The following is a 17,326-nucleotide window of genomic DNA, read 5'->3' as shown; positions in this document are numbered from 1 at the left end:
GTCTTGCTGTCCTGCGTTTCCGACTCTATCAGAACCTTTCGGCGCCTGATTCCCAGTCGGCGGGTTTGTCTTTCCGGCCCTGCGGCCGTTCCGACGTTTCAAACTCTAGCCCGTTTCCCCGCCGTCTCACAAATCGAGTCCCGGTAATGGATTTTCGGCATGCCGAAATTGTTCCCGGTCGAGAGGGTCCCGCAGAGTTTGTGTGCCGCATTCAAGCGGCCGGAGTGCGTCGTAGAACCGTTACGGCTCCATGACAACTCGAAGAACCTTACGGACCGGCCCCTGTGGTGTCAACTTGGACTGTTCGCCCTGCGTCAATCCAGGTCGGTCAGACGCCCGCCGGCGTCCGGCTGCTCGTGTTCCACGCGGCGGAGCAGGCGGATCAGCAGCTCTCCCAGCACTCCGCGTTCCGCCCCCGAGAGGTCCTGGAGCAGGTCCTCCTCGAAGTGCGAGGCCATGCGCATGGCTTCCAGCCACTTGGTGCGGCCCTCGTCCGTCAGCTCGACGATCACGCGTACCCGGTTGTTCTCGTCCCGGTCCCGTGTGACCAGGCCCTCGCCCGCCATGCGGTCGATCCGGTGGGTCATCGCCGCCGGGGTGAGGCCCAGACGCTTTGCCAGTTCCCCCGGGCCGAGGCGGTACGGGGCTCCCGCCAGGACCAGTGTCTTGAGGACCTCCCACTCGGCGTTGCTGATGCCGAGGTCGGAGACCTGCCGTCCGTACGCCACGTTCATCCGGCGGTTGAGCCGGCCGAGGGCCGAGACGACCTTCTCCACCTGGGGGTCGAGGTCGTCGAACTCCCGCTGATAGGCGGCGATCTGTTCGTCGAGGCTCGGCTCCTCGGGGCTGTCTGACATGCGGCGCAGTATGGCACGCACGTCGTTCGCGTTGAAGTCCTTCGATGTGTATTGTTGAGGCTCTAACTTTAGCTTTGAAGTCTTCAGACCTCAGTAGTTCGTACTTCTCCTTCTTCATCAAGGCAGGTGAGTGTTGACCAGGGTGATGGGCGCCGCGATGCGCCGGATCCAGGCAGGGAACGCGCTGAGCGCGTTCGGGCTCGGGTTCACCGTCCCGTATCTCTATGTGTATGTGGCCCAGGTGCGGGACCTGGGCGCGAGTACGGCGGGGGCCGTGCTGGCCGTCTTCGCCATGGCCGCGCTCGTCGCCCTGCCCTTCACCGGTCGTGTGATCGACCGGCGCGGTCCGCTGCCCGTCGTCGTCGGTGGTGCGGCTCTCGCTGCCGTGGGTGCCGTGGGCATGGGGGTGGCGGCCGACGTGCCGGCCACCGTGCTCTCGGCCGCGCTGCTCGGCGGCGGTACCGCCGTCATGCAGCCCGCGCTCGCCACGATGATCGTGTGGTGCTCGGCGCCGTCCGCCCGTACGCGGGCCTTCGCCACGCAGTTCTTCCTGCAGAACCTGGGGCTCGGTGTCGGTGGTCTGATCGGCGGGCAGATCGTCGACGTCAACAGGCCGGGGAGCTTCACCCTGCTTTTCGGTGTCGAGGCCGCGATGTTCCTGGTGCTGGCCGCCCTTGCCGGGACGGTCCGGCTCCCCCGTACGTCCTCCGCCTTGTCCGCGCTTCCCAAAGAGGCGGCGCGAGCCGGCGGTGGTGGGCCCCGGGCGCTGCTCGGGCACCGGGCGATGGTGCAGCTGTGCGTGCTGGGCTTCGTGCTGTTCTTCGCCTGCTACGGACAGTTCGAGTCCGGGCTGGCCGCGTACGGGACCGAGGCGGCCGGGATCGGCCCGTCGACGCTCGGTATCGCGCTTGCCGCCAACACCGCCGTGATCGTCGTCGCGCAGTTCGTCGTGCTCAGGCTGGTCGAGCGGCGCAGGCGGAGCCGGGTCATCGCCTCGGTCGGGCTGATCTGGGCGGTCGCCTGGATCGTCGCGGGGTACGCGGGCCTGGGGCACGGGAGCCAGACGATGGCGACCGCGGCCTTCATCTCCACGTACGCGCTCTTCGGACTCGGTGAGTCGATGCTGTCGCCGACCGTGGCTCCGCTGGTGGCCGATCTGGCGCCGGACGGGATGGTCGGGCAGTACAACGCCGCTTTCGCTCTCGTCAAGCAGCTCGCGCTGGCCGTCGGACCGGCTGTGGGCGGGCCGATGGGGGCCGCGCTGCACGGCCCGTACATCGTGACGTTCGTGCTCTTCTCGCTCGGCGTGAGTGTGCTGGCGCTGCGGCTGGGGCGGCGGCTCACCCCCGTACAGGACCGGCCTTCGCTCGCGCGGAAGTCGCGTGTGGTGGCCGTGCACAAGCCGGAGACCGTCGCCCTTCCTCAGTAGGAGAGGCGGTCAGTGGGGCAGGGCGAACTCGCACCAGACCGCCTTGCCGCCGCCCGGTGTGCGGCGGGAGCCCCAGGAGGAGGCGATCGTCGCGACGATCGAGATGCCGCGGCCCGCCTCGTCCGCCGGTTCGGCGTGGCGGCGCAGTGGCAGATGGTCGTCGCCGTCGGTGACCTCGATGATCAGCCGGCGATCCGTACGGCGGAGTCTGAGCCGCATGGGCGGGGTGCCGTGCTGGAGGGAGTTGGCGACGAGTTCGCTGGTGGCGAGCACGCCGAGGTCTCTGAGCTCGACGGGGAAGCGCCACGAGGAGAGGACTCCCGAGGCGAACGCGCGGGCGCGTGGCGCTGCCTCGATACCGCCGAGCAGGTCGAGCGCTGCGTTGTGAAACAGCTCGGCGGCCTGGCCGGTACGGGCGGGGTGCTGGAGGACCAGTACCGCCACGTCGTCGTCGTGCTCGGCCGTGACGCCCATCGCGCGGATCAGCCGGTCGCAGACCACCTGGGGTGATCCCTTGGCCCCGGCGAGCGCGCGCTCCAGAGATGCCACGCCCTCGTCGATGTCCTCGCTGCGGCGCTCGACGAGCCCATCCGTATAGAGGACGGCGGTGGAGCCGGGCGCCAGCTCGATGCTGCCGGAGGTGTGGATCCAGCCGCCGGTGCCGAGCGGGGGGCCTGTCGGGTCGGCGGCGCGCGCGACCGTGCCGTCCTCGGCGCGTACGAGGATCGGCAGATGGCCCGCGGACGCGTAGACGAGACGGCCCTCGTTGGGGTCGTGGACGGCGTAGACGCAGGTGGCGATCTGGCTGGCGTCGATCTCCGCGGCGAGTCCGTCGAGCAGTTGCAGTACTTCGTGCGGCGGCAGGTCGAGGCGTGCGTACGCGCGGACGGCGGTGCGCAGCTGGCCCATGACGGCCGCCGCGCGGACGCCGCGGCCCATGACGTCGCCGATGACCAGGGCCGTGCGGCCGGCGCCGAGGGTGATGACGTCGTACCAGTCGCCGCCGACCGCCGCGTCCGTACCGCCCGGCTGGTATGTGGCGGCGACGCGTAGGTCGTCGGGCTGTTCCAACTCCTGCGGGAGGAGCGAGCGCTGGAGGGCGACGGCCGTCTCTCGGAGTCTGCGCTCGCTGGCGCGCAGACGCTCGGCGGCCTCGGCGTGGTCGGTGACGTCGGCGGCGAAGATGAGGACGCCGCCGGATCCGCTGGTGTCGACGGGGGTGCAGGTCACCGTGTACGAGCCGTCGCGCGCCACGGTGGCGGCGCCGTTGGCCGAGGCGTGGGGCGCGCCGGATGTGGCCGCCTGGACCTTGCGGGACTTGACCGTACGGGGCTTTCCGCTGCGCAGGACCTGGTCCATGAGGGGCATCAGGCCCAGCTCGATCAGCTCGGGGCAGCTCTCGGCCGCGGTCGTGCCCGGCTCGCGTGGTCCGAAGGCGTCCTCGTAGGCGTCGTTGACGTACGCGACGCGGTGGTCGGGGCCGTACACCAGCGCGACGAGGGCGGGGAGGCCGCCGAGGACGTCGCGGACGGTCAGCTCTTCGAGCTCGGGGATTCCGGCCGGTCTGCGGTCGCTCCCGTCGCTGCCGCCTCTGCTGTCTTTTCCGCCTCTGCCGCCCTGGCGCTCACCGCGGCGTCCGTCGTGGCGCTCGCCGTGTCGTTCGAATTCACCACGGGCGGCGGGCACGGAACCGGCGGAACCCGACGAGTGCGCGGAATTCTCCCGTGGCTTCGCCTGGGAGTCTCCAGGGTCCGTCCGCGCGGCGATGCGGCGCTGTGTACCGGGGAGCCGGGCGCTCCAACGCGTGAAATTCACGGATTTTCAGGCCTCATGGTGTCGTTGCTGTTCGCCTTGGCGGGCTACCGGGTCGCTCTCTGCGGAATCACGCTGTGCAGATGTGAACCCACCTATGGTCACACGTTCAGTGTTGCCGACCGCACTGACATTGGACGTCAGACGTCTCTGGGTCGTTCCCGTCCGGCGGCGAGTTCGAATTCGGCACGTGGGTGCTCCAGAGAGCCGAGGGAGACGATCTCCCGTTTGAAGAGCCCGGCAAGGGTCCATTCCGCCAGTACTCGCGCCTTGCGGTTGAAGGTCGGTACGCGGCTGAGGTGGTACACGCGGTGCATCAGCCAGGCCGGATATCCCTTGAGTTTACGGCCATACACCTGTGCGACGCCCTTGTGGAGACCGAGTGACGCGACGGAACCGGCGTACCGGTGACGGTAGTCGTGCTGCTGCTCGCCTCTTAGTGAGGCGACGATGTTCTCGGCGAGGACCCGGGCCTGGCGGACGGCGTGTTGCGCGTTGGGAGCGCATTCGGCGCCGGGCCCGTCCGCCGCCAGGTCGGGGACGGCGGCGGCGTCACCGGCCGACCAGGCGTGTTCGGCGCCGTCGACGGCGAGCTTGGCCGTACAGACGAGGCGGCCGCGTTTGTCGAGGGGCAGATCGCTGGCGGCGAGGATCGGATGCGGTTTGACGCCGGCCGTCCAGACGAGGGTGCGGGTGGGGAAGCGGGTGCCGTCGGAGAGGACGGCGACCCGGTTCTCGCAGGAGTCGAGCCGGGTTTCGAGGCGTACGTCGATGTTGCGGGCGCGCAGCTCGCGGACCGCGTACTTGCCCATGTCGTGACCGACCTCGGGAAGGATGTGGTCCGAGGCCTCGACGAGGATCCACTTCAGGTCGTCGGCTTTGACGTTGTGGTAGTAGCGGGTGGCGTAGCGGGCCATGTCGGCCAGCTCGGCGAGGGCTTCGACGCCCGCGTAGCCGCCGCCGACGAAGACGTAGGTGAGGGCGGCGTCGCGCAGTTCCGGGTCGCGGGTGGAGGAGGCGATGTCCATCTGCTCCAGGACGTGGTTGCGCAGGGCGATGGCCTCCTCGACGGTCTTGAAGCCGATGCCGTGTTCGGCGAGGCCGGGGACCGGGAGGGTGCGCGAGATCGAGCCCGGGGCGAGGACGAGTTCGTCGTACGTCATCTCGAAGGCGCCGGGGGGCTGGTCCGAGCCAATGGCGTCCCGGCCACCGGCGTTCGCGCCGTTGGTCTTCAAGCCGTTGGCGGCCGCTCTCGACTCGGCCTCTTCCTCCGACGCGGCGGTGACGAGCGTCGCGACGCGCTTGCTGTGGTCGATGGCTCTCGCCTCACCGACGATGATCGTGCAGTCCGGCAGGACCCGGCGCAGCGGCACCACGACATGGCGTGGTGAGATCGAGCCCGCGGCGGCCTCGGGCAGGAACGGCTGGTAGGTCATGTACGCGTTGGGCGACACGACCACGACCTCCGCCTCGCCGCGCCGGAGCTTCCGCTGGAGCCGGAGCGCGGTGTACATCCCGACGCAGCCGCCCCCGATGACGAGAACGCGTGCGCGGGGCGGTTGTGCGGGGGTCGTCCCCCGGGAGATCTCTGCCTTCACCACCCCATGAGGCAACGGGCTCCTTGGTTTGTCCACAGCCCCGGCAAATTGTGTGACCGGAGCCCTTCGGCGGCCCGACGTGCGCAAATCCCCCTGTGGTGGGGAAGGTTCGCAGGTCAGGCGGTACGGACCCGGTGGTGGGAGAGTGCCGAATCAGGCATCTTCCGGTCCTTGCTCCGATCGGGGGGCGCACTGTGCGGAACCACCCCCTTCTGAATTCCCCGGGGCTCAACTATGTTCGTACTTCGTCGGGGGCGTCGACCGTGACTTGGTCGGACGGTCCCGGCTGTCAAGGCGGGGAGGTCTCCGGGGGGAGACGTCATTACCGGGGGAACGCTTATGCACATTCAGGATTCTCATTGGCAGGCCGTCGTGTCCGTGGACGGCAACGGACGCGCGAGCGCGGGCGGGATCGGCCGTGCCGCACCGCTGCGTGTCGACGCACAGCGCAATCTTGAGCATGTCCTGCGGGCGGCTCGTGAGGTGTTCGGCGAGCTCGGTTACGGGGCGCCGATGGAGGACGTGGCGCGCCGTGCCCGGGTCGGGGTCGGCACGGTCTACCGGCGGTTTCCCAGCAAGGACGTGCTGGTCCGCCGTATAGCCGAGGAGGAGACTTCCCGGCTGACGGAGCAGGCGCGTGCCGCTCTGGGGCAGGAGGACGAGCCGTGGTCCGCGCTCGCCCGCTTCCTGCGGACGTCGGTGGCTTCCGGCGCGGGCAGGCTGCTGCCGCCGCAGGTGCTGAGGGTCGGGGTGGACGTCGACGAGTCGACAGTCGGCCCGGAACCGGCCGACGAGGCACGCGTGCCGCACCAGCGGCAGTCCGGGCACCCGGATCTGCGGGTGGTCGGTCCCGGCGAGCATGCCGGGCAGCATGCCTCGGTGCCGCTGGGGTCGGCGGAAACGGCCGAGTCGGCGGGATCCCTGGGCGACGACCTGGCGGATCCGGCTTCGGGCACGGTCGAACTGCTCGATGTCGTGGGGCAGTTGGTCGAGCGCGCGCGGGCGGCCGGCGAGCTTCGGCCCGGCGTGACGGTGGCCGATGTCCTGCTGGTGATAGCCACGGCGGCCCCGGCGCTGCCGGACGCGGCGCAGCAGGCGGCGGCTTCCGCACGGCTGCTGGACATCCTGCTCGAAGGACTTCGGTCCCGGGCGGCGTAGAGCGGGCCGGGGCCCGACGGATGCCGGCCGAGGTGGTCGGCGCGTCAACTTGAGGCTGTGGGGCGGTCGCCGGACACCTGTTCGTCCGACGACCGTGCCGCCCTTGCCGTGAACCGGCCGTCGTGGGTCGCGCGCCCCAGGCGGGCCAGGCACGTGCGCTGCGGAACATCCTGGTGGACGGCGTGGGTGCCGCACCCGGTCGAGTCCTTGGCGCACGGCCGCGGGCCGACGCCCTGTTCCGGTGCCGAATCACGTAAGAGTGGTCGCTGTCCACAGGGGTTTGGCGGTGGCGGGCGCTGTGGCACGCTGGCCAGGTGTTTCGGGTCTGCAGGACGCTACGGGGGCTTCCGCGATGAGCGGTGACGGACGGGACGGGCCACTGGGTGGTGGCGATGCCGGGGGTACGGAGACGGGCGGGCTGCCGTCCGGGCAGGTGCCGTACCAGGGCGGGCGGGGAGGTTCCTCCGGAGCCGCCGGTCCTGCTCTTCCCGGGCCGCCCCCGGGCGAGGCGGACCCGAGTGTGCCGCAGCAGCGCGAGGGCGCTCCGGGGACGGCCGAGGCCGAGGCTCTTACCGAGGGACCGGTCACCGATCTGCCGCCCTCCGACGCCGAGTTGATCCAGCGCATGCGGGCCGGCGACGACGGTGCGTACGAGGAGCTGTACCGGCGGCACGCGGCGGCCGTCCTGCGTTACGCGCGGACCTGCTGCCGGGACGGTCACACCGCCGACGACCTGACGGCCGAGGTGTTCGCGCGCACGCTCCAGGCGGTGCGCGGGGGCGCCGGGCCGGAGCAGGCAGTGCGCGCGTATCTGCTCACGACCGTGCGGCGTGTCGCCGCCGCGTGGACGAAGACCGCCAAGCGCGAGCAACTGGTCGAGGACTTCGCGGTGTTCGCGGCGGAGTCGGCCCGCTCGGCCGAGGTGTCGGACGACGAGACCCTCGACCTGGGCGCCGACGTACGGGCGATGCACGAGGCCGAACGGTCGCTCGCGATGCAGGCGTTCCGCAGTCTGCCCGAGCGCTGGCAGGCGGTGCTCTGGCACACCACCGTCGAGGAGGAGTCGCCGAGCGCGATCGCGCCGCTGTTCGGTCTGACGGCCAACGCCACCGCCGTGCTGGCCAGTCGGGCGCGTGAGGGCCTCAAGCAGGCGTATCTCCAGGCGCATGTGAACACGGCGGTCGCCTCGGCCGGTGACTGCGCGCAGTACGCGGACCGGCTGGGCGCGTACGCGCGGGGCGGTCTGCGGATCCGGGCCGAGCGCGGGCTGAGCAAGCACTTGGACGAGTGCGCGAAGTGCCGCGTCGTGGCCGGCGAGTTGGCCCATGTCAACGCCGGGATTCCGGCGGTGCTTCCGCTCGCGGTCATCGGTTGGTTCGCGGCCGGTTACTCGCTCAAGGCCGCCGGGGTCGTCGCCGGCGGGGCGGCGGGTGCCGCGGGAGCGGGGGCGGCGGCAGCTGCGGCAGGTGGTGCGTCGGGCTCCGCGGGAGGCGCAGCGGGCGGTGCGGCGGCCGAAGGGCTCGGCGCGCCGTTGAAGGCCGGGATCGCGGCCGTGGTCGCTCTCGCCGCGGCGGCGGGGCTGGTGTGGGCCCTGTCCGGGGACGAGGTCCCCGACAAGCCGAAGGCGAAGCCGCCCGTCGTACAGCCCGTCGTACCGGAAGGGCCCGCGCCGCCACCGGAGTTGAAGCCGCCGGCCGCGCCCGCTCCGCCGCCCCCGACGGCACCGCCCCGGGCCGACAAGCCGACGACTTCGTCTGCGCCGAAACCGAGTCCCACGCCGACGAAGGCGAAGCCGACACCGCCCAAGCCCCAACCCCCGGCGCCGCCCCCCGCCCGTCCGAAGCCTCCCGCTCCACCGCCTCCGCCTCCGCCTCCGCCTCCGCCCGCGCCCGCGCCGGAGGTCTATCAGGTGAACCGGCTCAAGTTCGACGTGGCGGGTGACGGGTCCGGGCCCGAGGTGCGGATCGGGCAGAGCAGCTGGCTCTGGCAGCGCCCCGGGATGTCGATCGGCGGCACGCGGTACGGGCACGGGGCCTCCATGCACGCCTCCGGTTCGGTGACGATCGACCTCAACCGCCGGTGCGCCACCTACCAGGCGCTGGTCGGCATCGACGACATGACGCTGGGGCTGGGCGCGGTGCGCTTCTCCGTGTACGGCGACGGCAGCCGGCTCTGGCGCTCCCCCGTGGTGCGCGGCGGCGACGCGGCCGTCCCGGTGACCGTGGGGATCGGCGGCCGGAAGACGATCCGTATGGTGGTCGAGGCGCACACGCCGTTCGAGGCAGTGGCGGTCGCGGACTGGGCACAGTCCAGGATCAGCTGCGGCTGAGAGACAGCCCCCGGCGGGGACCGCGCCGGACCGAGGGCCCGACCGGTCGTCGGCGCGGGCCGGTCGTCCTCCTACGGATGCAGCGTCGGGCGGGGCATCACGCCGCCCGCCACGGCGCGTTGGCGAGGCGCCGCCGTGCCCGTCCAGCAGGTGCCGCGGCGCGAGAGCAGCCGCCTGAGCCACAGTTCCGTGGAGACCAGGTCCGCGATGCCGTCCAGCGGGATCGGCTCGCCCTCGGCCGCCTTGCGCAGCGCCTTGCGCACCACGCGCGCCTCGATCAGGCCCGCGTCAGCGAGCAGCGGCGCGTCGAACAGCGCCATCAGGTCGTTGACGGCCGCCCGCAGCCCGGTGCGGGTCGCGGCCACCGACGTCGCGTGCGTCGTGGCACCCCAGCCCGGCGGCAGGTCGTGGATGCCCGCCCCGGCGAGGACCGCGCGCAGCACGTCGGAGCGGGCGCCGGGCTGGACCCGTAGCGATTCGGGGAGCGCCCGGCAGGCCCGTACGACCTGGTTGTCGAAGAACGGCGCGTGCAGCCGCTGGCTGCGGATCTCGGCGGCCTGCTCGAAGATACGGTGATCGGCGGCCTGCCGGGCCAGAGCGGCCCGTGCGCGGGCCTCGCCGGGCCGCTGGACGGAGGTGGGGCGGATCGCCGCCGCCGTCAGGCGAACCGATACTTCAGCCAGAGCCTCCCCCGTCAGCCACCGGGCAGCCGGTCCGGGACGCGACCAGGTGAGCGCGGCGAGGGAGGCGCCCAACGGGCCTTGCGCGGCGGGGGCGTTGCGGTCGCGGTGCACGCCGGGGAGCTGGGCGGCAGCCTCTTCGAGGCCGGTGCGGTACGGCGTACGGGCGAGTCGGCGGGCCGCGCGGTAGACGGTCAGCGGCACGAACAGCGAGCCCGGCGCGGACCCCTGGGCCTTGGCGAGCGCGGTGGTCGGCCGCAGCAGATCGCGGCGGCGACGGTCGATCAGCAGGTCCGCCAGGCGCGCCGGGTGGGCGTCCAGCACCTCGCGGGCCCCGGCACCGGTGAAGTGGTCGGCGCTGCCTGCGGCGAGCCGGCGGCGGTGGCGTTCGGCGGTGACGAGGGACGGGCCGGGCTCGTCGGTCAGGGGGCCTTCCAAGTCCGCGTACGGCAGGGCCTCTTCGCCGGCCGCGACGACCACGTGGTGCAGCCGGGGGTTGGAGGCCATGGCGCGGGCCCGTTCCAGCTCGGCCTCGCGCCCGCCGGTGACGAGGTCGTTGAAGGTGACGGCGAGGAGCCGTTCGCCGGCGCCGGTGCCGTGGCCGAGGACGGTGCCCGGCGCGCCCGGCAGCCCGGCGGCGAGCAGGGCGAGCGTGCCGGACGCGCTGCCGCCCGACAGGTCGGCGCCGATGCCCGGGACGGGTCCGCCGCGCGCGGCCCGCCGGTCGGCGGGTCCCATGCCCGGCACGGGCCCGGGGTCGGGCGGCGCCGTGTCGGGCGCGTGGCGCGGCGCCAGGAGCCTGGCGCGTACGGCTTCCACGAGGGCGTCCCTGACGCCCTCGACGGCCCGTTCGGGGTCGGTCTGGGGCGCGGCGACGGCGAGGGAGGCGACCTGTTCGTACCCGGTGATCTCGCGGGATCCCTCGCGCAGCACGAGCGCGTGGCCGGGCGGGACGCGTTTGACGCCCGCGTACGGCGTGGAGTCGCGCAGCGCCTCGGGGGTCTCGGGGCAGGCGAGCAGCGCGGCGAGATGCCCGATGTCCAGTTGCGCCTCGATGAGGTCGGCGAGCGGCAGGGCGGCGGTGGCGTACGCGGTGCCGCTCGCCCACGGCGTGTGGAAGACGGGTCTCGCGCCCGCCAGATCGCCCGCGACGGTGATCCGCCGGCCGATCTGGGCGACGGCCGTGTAACTGCCCGGCCAGGCGGTGAGATGGCGCAGGGCGCCGCCGCGGGCCGCGAACAGACCGATCTTCAGCTGTTCGTCGGTGGCTCCGCAGCAGCCGAAGACGGCGAGCCTGGTGAAGGGGTCGACGCTGACGACGCGGACCTCGTCGTCGCGCCAGTCGCCGACGGCCCACAGCGGATCCGGGTCGCCCCACAGGAGTTGGGAGCCGACGGGGTGGACCGTACGGCCCTCGGACTGATCGCCGACGGAGCCCGCCGTGCCGAAGCTCGCGGCGATACTGCTCCACCCCACCAACCAGCGCATCGCCGCCTCCACAGCCTGTGGATCAAGAGTCGTACCCGTTGTCATCAGTCGTTCGTGAACATGCTGCCACGACAACGGCACACAGGAGGGGCCCCGGGGCGGGAGCGCGAAACACGAATGCGCCCCTGGCAAAGGACAATTGGCGCGCTGAGGGGCTCAGGTCGGACAGGCAGCATTCAGCCAATCTCCGAGCCCGATCGGCCGACAGAACGTCGGCAAACGTACAGTCCGGGAGGCGCCTTCGCCTCCCGGACCGATCCGCCACCCGCGGGGAAATGAGGCGGCGGTGTCCCCCAGCCCACTGGTTCCAGTACGCAGTGGGCCGACCCACGCAGCACTCATGGAAGCGCTCCCGGTCTCTTTTGGCCAAGAGCGCACGGCCGGGCGCACGGCCACACACCCGGAGCACGTGTCGGCCGGGGCGAGTTTCGCGCGTACTCGCGTACGGACAACAATCCCGCCATCCGGACCTCCGCCCCTTAACGGTAGGGATGCGGCGAACTACGCTGGGTTTACGAATGCCACGGGGTCCCTCACAAGAGGGGTCGGCGGGGCGGCCGTCTGTGTGTCGAGGGGTGGCGCATGTCCAGGGAGCTACGCGGGCCGAACGAGAAACTCGGCACCGTTCTCGCCCTCGCGGGAATCAGCAACGCCGGTCTCGCCCGGCGGGTCAACGACCTCGGGTCGCAGCGCGGTCTGACGCTTCGATACGACAAAACCTCAGTGGCGCGGTGGGTTTCGAAGGGGATGGTTCCGCAGGGTGCGGCGCCCCATCTGATCGCCGCGGCCATCGGCGCCAAGCTGGGCCGTCCCGTACCGCTGCACGAAATCGGCCTGGCCGACGCCGATCCGGCGCCTGAGGTGGGTCTCGCCTTCCCGCGCGACGTGGGTGAGGCGGTGCGCTCGGCGACGGATCTGTACCGGCTGGACCTGGCGGGCCGGCGGGCCGGCAGCGGTGGCATCTGGCAGTCGCTGGCCGGTTCTTTCGCGGTCAGCGCGTACGCCACGCCCGCTTCACGGTGGCTGATATCGCCCGCCGACTCGTCCGTCGCGCGGGACGCGGCGATGGCCGAGGCGGCACGGCGAGCGCACGCGGCGCACGGCGGACCGGGGTTGACCGGACCACCGCCTTCCACCACCGGCTCCGGCTCGGCGGGAGCGACCGGCCCACCGGCCGCCCCGGGGGCGCCCGGGGCCTCAGCGGCCGACGCCGCCGGCGAGGTCTCGCCACTGCGCGTGGGCCACAGCGATGTCGCCAAACTCCGCGAGGCGGCGGCCGACGCGCGGCGCTGGGACTCCAAGTACGGCGGCGGGGACTGGCGTTCGTCGATGGTGCCCGAGTGTCTGCGGGTCGACGCGGCGCCGCTGCTGCTCGCCGCGTACAGCGACGAGGTCGGCCGCGGCCTCTTCGGCGCGACCGCCGAACTGACCCGGCTGGCCGGGTGGATGGCCTTCGACACCGGACAGCAGGAGGCCGCGCAGCGCTACTACATCCAGGCGCTTCGGCTCGCCCGCGCGGCGGCCGACGTGCCGCTCGGCGGCTACGTCCTGGCCTCCATGTCCCTCCAGGCGACCTACCGCGGCTTCGCCGACGAGGGCGTCGACCTGGCCCAGGCGGCGCTGGAGCGCAACAGGGGCCTCGCGACGGCCCGCACCATGAGTTTCTTCCGGCTGGTTGAGGCACGCGCGCACGCGAAGGCGGGCGACGCGGCGGCCGCCGGAGCGGCGCTGAAGGCGGCGGAGGGGTGGCTGGAGCGCTCGCGGTCGGGCGACGCGGATCCCAGCTGGCTGGGCTTCTACTCGTACGATCGCTTCGCCGCCGACGCCGCCGAGTGCTATCGCGATCTGAAGGCGCCGCGGCAGATGCGGCGTTTCACGGAGCAGGCGCTGTCCCGTCCGACGGAGGAGTTCGCGCGCTCGCACGGGCTGCGCCTGGTGGTGAGCGCGGTCGCGGAGCTGGAGTCCGGCAATCTGGACGCGGCGTGCGCGGCGGGGACCCGGGCCGTGGAGGTGGCGGGGCGGATCTCGTCGGCGCGCACCACGGAGTACGTACGGGACCTGCTGCACCGCCTTGAGCCGTACGGCGACGAGCCGAGGGTCGCGGAGCTGCGGGAGCGGGCGCGCCCGCTGCTGGTGGCGCCGGCGTAGCGGAGGGCGGGGACGGGGGCGGTTCCGGCTGAGGCGAGGGCCGGCGGCCTGCGCCCCCGACCTGGCGCCGGGCCACCGCCCGAATGCTTGGTGAACGATGTAAGACACGCGTGGTACCCCGATGGTTTAAGGGCATTGTCAGTGGGCCAGTGCACTATCGGGTGGGAGGTTGCGCGGGTGAAGAACGACGGCTCGGGTCGCGTCGGCGGCCACGGCTACGGCTATGACTGCGACGTGCTGGTGATCGGTGGCGGCATCGTCGGTCTGTCGACGGCCTACGCCCTCACCCGCGCGGCGCCCGGCACCCGAGTCACGGTCCTGGAGAAGGAGCCCGGTCCCGCGCGGCACCAGACGGGGCACAACAGCGGAGTCATCCACAGCGGCGTGTACTACCGGCCGGGCTCCCTCAAGGCGCGGTACGCGATCAAGGGCGCGGCCGAGATGGTCAAGTTCTGCGCGGAGTACGGCATCGCGCACGAGGTCACCGGCAAGCTCATCGTCGCCACCGGCCGCGACGAGCTGCCCCGGCTGCACGCCCTGGTCCAGCGCGGCCGGGAGAACGGCGTTCCGGTGCGGGAGCTGGGCCCGGCGCAGATCATGGAGTACGAGCCGGAGGTGCGCGGCCTGGCCGCGATCCACGTCGGTACGACCGGGGTGTGCGACTTCGTCGCCGTCACGGCGCGGCTGGCCGATTCGGCGGAGGCGTCCGGCGCGTCCGTGCGGTACGGCATGGAGGTCACCGTCGTCGACCGGCGGGCGTGGGGCGTCGCCGTCCGTACGTCCTCCGGAGAGGTGGTCAGGGCCCGCGCCCTCGTCAACTGCGCGGGGCTCCAGTGCGACCAGGTGGCGCGGCTGACCGGCGACGACCCGGGCATGCGGATCGTCCCGTTCCGGGGCGAGTACTACGAACTGGCCCGGCCCGGTCTCGTCCGGGGGCTGGTCTATCCGGTGCCGGATCCGGCCTTTCCGTTCCTGGGGGTGCATCTGACGCGCGGCGTCGACGGCGGCGTCCACGTCGGCCCGAACGCGGTGCCCGCACTGGCCAGGGAGGGCTACTCCTGGTCCACCGTGCGCCCCCGTGAGCTGGCGGGCACGCTCCGCTGGCCCGGATCCTGGCGGACAGCGCGCAGACACTGGCGGTACGGCGCGGGCGAGCTGCGCCGCTCGTTCTCCAAGCGCGCCTTCGCCACCGCCGTACGCCGGCTGCTGCCCGAGGTGACGGACGCGGATCTGCGCCCGGCGGCGGCCGGGGTGCGGGCCCAGGCGGTGCTGCGGGACGGCACGCTGGCCGACGACTTCCTGATCCAGGAGGCACCGCGCGCGGTGCACGTGCTCAACGCCCCGTCGCCGGCGGCGACGGCCGCGCTCCCGATCGGCCGCGAGGTGGCAAGGCGGGCGCTGACGATGCTGAGGGACGCGGGCAGGGTGTAGGGCGTCGGTGGGCGGCTGATCTTTTCGGGCCGCCCGGACGGGTCCGTAGAATCGGAGGTCCCTGCCCCATTCCGACGTGGCTGAGAAAACGTGTCCGAGACCCAGATGAACGTGAACAGCGACCGCGACGGCGCGCGCGCCGGCGACACCCACCCCTGGTCCCGGATGTTCCCCGGGGGCACGGGACCGGCCGCCGACCCCGCCGGATCGCACTTCGAGCGCCGTATCCGCAGCTTCCAGCCGCGCCGCAGCCGGGTCACGACCGGTCAGGCCGAGGTCCTGCGGCGGCTGTGGCCGTTCTGGGGGCTGGACATCGACGGACAGCGGGTCCTCGACCTCGACGCCCTGTTCGACGGGCTCCCGGTCGTCCTGGAGATCGGCTTCGGCATGGGCGAGGCGACCGCGCGGATGGCGGCGGACGATCCCGGCACCGGGATCCTCGCCGCCGACGTCCACACGCCGGGGCAGGGCAACCTGCTGCGGCTTGCGGAGCGGACCGGGCTGTCCAACATCCGGGTGGCCAACGGCGACGCGATCATCCTGCTGCGGGAGATGCTGGCGCCGGAGTCGCTTGACGGGATACGCGTCTACTTCCCCGACCCGTGGCCCAAGACACGCCACCACAAACGGCGGCTGATCCAGCCCGAGTTCCTCACGCTGGCGGCGCCCGTGCTCAAGCCGGGGGCCGTACTGCACTGCGCGACGGACTGGGAGCCGTACGCCGAGCGGATGCTCGACGTGCTGAGCGCGCACCCCGCGTTCGAGAACACCGCCCCGGACGGGGGCTACGCGCCGCGGCCCGTCTCGCGGCCGCTGACGCGGTTCGAGGGCCAGGGCCTCGAAAAGGGCCATGCCGTACGGGACCTGGTCTTCCGCCGCGTCGCGGGCGAAGGGGCGGCGGAGGGTGCGGCGGCGGACGACGCGGCGGACAGGGCGGCTTCGGACGGCGCGCCCGCCGAGTAGGGCCGGGGTTGGCCGGGACGAGCCGGACGCCGTCGCGGGTTGTCGGTGGCCCTCGTTAGGGTCAGTAGGTGTCCGAACCGCCCCGACCGCCCCCGTACGACCCTCAAGTCCCCGAGCCGGCGATCCCCGCCGCCGAGCGGCAACAGCAGCTCGGCGACATGTGGGCCGCCGTTCCGGAGCGCTCCCGCTGGCGCTACCGGCCGTACCGCGCGTTCTGGCGGCACCCGGCCGTGCGCGCGGGCGCCGTGATCATCCTGCTCGCGCTCTGCGGCCTGCTGCTCATGTCGCTCGTACGGGAACAGACCGGCACACAGGGCTTTCTGGTCGGTCTCGGGCTGGCGATCCTGCCCGTACCGCTGCTGATGGCGGCCTTCCGCTGGCTTGACCGGGTGGAGCCGGGCCCCTGGCGGAATCTCCTGTTCTCCTTCGCCTGGGGCGCCTGCGCCGCCGCGCTCGTGGCGATCACGGCGAACTCCTTCGCGACCCGGTGGATAGCCACCGCGACCGCCGACCCCGCGGGCGCGGAGTCCCTGGGGGCCACGGTGGTCGCGCCGATCGTCGAGGAGAGCGCGAAAGCCGCCGCGATCCTGCTGATCTTCCTCTTCCGGCGGCGGTCCTTCACCGGTCTCGTCGACGGAGTCGTCGTCGCGGGCTTCACCGCGACCGGCTTCGCGTTCACCGAGAACATCCTCTATCTCGGCAGCGCCTACGGAGAGGACCAGCAGATCGGCAACTCGGGGCTGCCTGCCGTGACCGCGGCGACCTTCTTCGTACGGGTCGTGATGTCGCCGTTCGCGCACCCGCTCTTCACGGTCCTGACGGGCATCGGCTTCGGCATCGCCGCTCTCGCCACCCGCCGCCAGCGCGTGCGCCGGTGGCTGATGCCGGTGCTGGGCCTGCTGCTCGCGATGGGCACGCACGCGCTGTGGAACGGTTCCTCGTCGCTGTTCGGCCCGTACGGCTTCTACGCGGTGTACGCGGCCTTCATGGTCCCCGCCTTCGCCCTGCTCACCTGGCTGGCGATATGGACCCGGCAGCGCGAACTGCACATGGTTTCGGCCGAGCTGCCCGCGTACGCGGCGGCAGGCTGGCTCGCCGAGACCGAGCCGCTCGCCCTGTCCTCGATGCGGGCGCGCTCGATGGCGCGCGACGTGGCGGGACGCGCGTACGGCCCGAAGGCGGCCCGTACGGTCGGCGAGTACCAGGCGTTCGCGACCGCTCTGGCGTTCCTGCGCCACCGGGCCGGGCGCGGCACGGCGGGCCCCGACTTCGCCGCGCGCGAGCAGGAGCTGCTGCACCACATGTGGCAGCGCCGGGAAACGGCGTCGCCCGCGCTGACGTACGCGGCGCGGGCGACGGGGCGGGTGTGGTCTCCGCCGCCGTACATCGACTACGGCGGCTACAACCCGTATCGGAGCTAGGGTCTGTCGTTT

10 protein-coding genes and 1 pseudogene are annotated in these 17,326 nt (G+C 72.4%); 7 read left to right on the top strand and 4 right to left on the bottom strand.

The features are described 5' to 3' along the window. Window positions 1-314: 314 nt before the first annotated feature. Window positions 315-857 carry a MarR family winged helix-turn-helix transcriptional regulator gene (locus ACIBBB_RS32885; RefSeq protein WP_398988513.1) on the bottom strand — a complete coding sequence of 181 codons (543 nt, stop codon included), beginning with the start codon at window positions 855-857 and terminating at the stop codon, window positions 315-317. A 145-nt stretch (window positions 858-1,002) separates the two neighbouring features. Here ACIBBB_RS32885 and ACIBBB_RS32880 point away from each other — a divergent pair, with 145 nt between their 5' ends. After that, complete coding sequence (locus ACIBBB_RS32880; protein ID WP_398988535.1) at window positions 1,003-2,286, top strand: MFS transporter; 1,284 nt, start codon at window positions 1,003-1,005, stop codon at window positions 2,284-2,286. A 9-nt stretch (window positions 2,287-2,295) separates the two neighbouring features. Here the strand turns inward: ACIBBB_RS32880 and ACIBBB_RS32875 are convergent, their stop codons facing one another. Both ACIBBB_RS32875 and ACIBBB_RS32870 read right to left on the bottom strand, forming a co-directional pair. After that, complete coding sequence (locus ACIBBB_RS32875; protein WP_398988511.1) at window positions 2,296-4,101, bottom strand: SpoIIE family protein phosphatase; 1,806 nt, start codon at window positions 4,099-4,101, stop codon at window positions 2,296-2,298. Window positions 4,102-4,238: 137 nt separating this feature from the next. Further along, on the bottom strand, window positions 4,239-5,699 hold the full coding sequence (locus ACIBBB_RS32870) for an NAD(P)/FAD-dependent oxidoreductase (protein ID WP_398988533.1): 1,461 nt from the start codon (window positions 5,697-5,699) through the stop codon (window positions 4,239-4,241). A 336-nt stretch (window positions 5,700-6,035) separates the two neighbouring features. Here ACIBBB_RS32870 and ACIBBB_RS32865 point away from each other — a divergent pair, with 336 nt between their 5' ends. Beyond that, window positions 6,036-6,854, top strand: coding sequence for a TetR/AcrR family transcriptional regulator (locus ACIBBB_RS32865; RefSeq protein WP_398988509.1), 819 nt, complete (start codon window positions 6,036-6,038; stop codon window positions 6,852-6,854). 352 nt (window positions 6,855-7,206) lie between these two features. Further along, window positions 7,207-9,183 carry a sigma-70 family RNA polymerase sigma factor gene (locus tag ACIBBB_RS32860; protein WP_398988507.1) on the top strand — a complete coding sequence of 659 codons (1,977 nt, stop codon included), beginning with the start codon at window positions 7,207-7,209 and terminating at the stop codon, window positions 9,181-9,183. A 71-nt stretch (window positions 9,184-9,254) separates the two neighbouring features. On the opposite strand, the gene ACIBBB_RS32855 is transcribed toward ACIBBB_RS32860, so the two are convergent. After that, window positions 9,255-11,351, bottom strand: coding sequence for an asparagine synthase-related protein (locus ACIBBB_RS32855; RefSeq protein WP_398988505.1), 2,097 nt, complete (start codon window positions 11,349-11,351; stop codon window positions 9,255-9,257). 582 nt (window positions 11,352-11,933) lie between these two features. Between ACIBBB_RS32855 and ACIBBB_RS32850 the strand changes: the two genes are divergently transcribed. From ACIBBB_RS32850 to ACIBBB_RS32835, 4 genes and pseudogenes are all read left to right on the top strand, one after another. Next, on the top strand, window positions 11,934-13,499 hold the full coding sequence (locus tag ACIBBB_RS32850) for a sporulation protein (RefSeq protein ID WP_398988503.1): 1,566 nt from the start codon (window positions 11,934-11,936) through the stop codon (window positions 13,497-13,499). Window positions 13,500-13,676: 177 nt separating this feature from the next. Then, window positions 13,677-14,930, top strand: coding sequence for an L-2-hydroxyglutarate oxidase (lhgO, locus tag ACIBBB_RS32845; protein ID WP_398988501.1), 1,254 nt, complete (start codon window positions 13,677-13,679; stop codon window positions 14,928-14,930). Between the two features lie 165 nt (window positions 14,931-15,095). Then, window positions 15,096-15,812 (top strand): annotated as a pseudogene (trmB, locus tag ACIBBB_RS32840) (tRNA (guanosine(46)-N7)-methyltransferase TrmB); the annotation flags it as partial. 239 nt (window positions 15,813-16,051) lie between these two features. Next, window positions 16,052-17,314, top strand: coding sequence for a PrsW family intramembrane metalloprotease (locus ACIBBB_RS32835; protein WP_398988531.1), 1,263 nt, complete (start codon window positions 16,052-16,054; stop codon window positions 17,312-17,314). The last annotated feature ends 12 nt before the right edge of the window (window positions 17,315-17,326 follow it).

The organism is Streptomyces sp. NPDC051217, from assembly GCF_044455465.1.
Lineage (GTDB): Bacteria > Actinomycetota > Actinomycetes > Streptomycetales > Streptomycetaceae > Streptomyces.
The sequence above is the reverse complement of the archived record's forward strand: the minus strand, read 5'-3'. Positions and strand labels throughout refer to the sequence as shown.